Annotated in this window: 1 protein-coding gene; it reads left to right on the top strand. The window is 58.3% G+C overall.

Annotated features, from left to right (window positions below; translation table 11 throughout):
* Positions 1-478, top strand: a 478-nt coding sequence (locus RX972_RS29040; protein WP_410478273.1) for a DNA adenine methylase, incomplete at its 5' end; no start/stop codon positions are given.
* Positions 479-720 lie beyond the last annotated feature (242 nt).

Below are 720 nucleotides of genomic sequence, written 5' to 3'. Positions count from 1 at the left end.
GTTGCCCGACCTGGAGCGCGCCGGCCGGTTGCTTTACCTTCAAAAGACGGCATTCGGCGGCAAGGTCGCTGGCCAAAGTTTCGGCGTCGATCCCAGTTCGTCGGCAAGCTTCAACCTCACACGCCTGGAGCCCCTGCTTGCGGAGGTTCATGAACGGCTTGCTGGTGTCACCATTGAGTGCCTGGATTGGCTTCCCTTCATTGATCGCTACGATCGCGCTGAGACCCTCTTCTATCTCGATCCGCCGTATTTCGGATCGGAACGTGACTATGGCGCAACCCTGTTTGGCCGGGAGCAGTTCGAGGTGATGGCCGAGCGCCTTTCACGCCTGAAGGGTCGCGTCATCCTCTCCATCAACGACGTGCCTGCTATCCGCAAGATCTTCGCGGCGTTCGACCAGGATGAGGTTCAGCTGAACTATACGGTAGGCGGGGGAAAGGGTCGGCCTGCGCGGGAGTTGATCATAACCCCGCGATGAAGGCTCAAAGCAGGTTCGAGGGCGCATTGAAGCTCCTTTTAAGCCATAGCTCGTGCTCTAAAACCGCGTGTCAAAAACTCAAAACCGCGCGGCGCGCTACACTGATACCCGGTGCGCACCAGGTTCCCGTGAGGGCGATGGGCCGATTGTCGTGCAAACCCCGAACGTGTGGGCAAATCTAGACGTGGTTTCTTGCGCAGTTTTCGGCAAGCGACTGAACAGGCGAGGTTCTTTCTTTGGAC

The organism is Pseudomonas syringae group sp. J309-1 (assembly GCF_032582135.1).
Lineage (GTDB): Bacteria > Pseudomonadota > Gammaproteobacteria > Pseudomonadales > Pseudomonadaceae > Aquipseudomonas > Aquipseudomonas quasicaspiana.
This window is presented reverse-complemented; position numbering and strand designations above follow the sequence as displayed.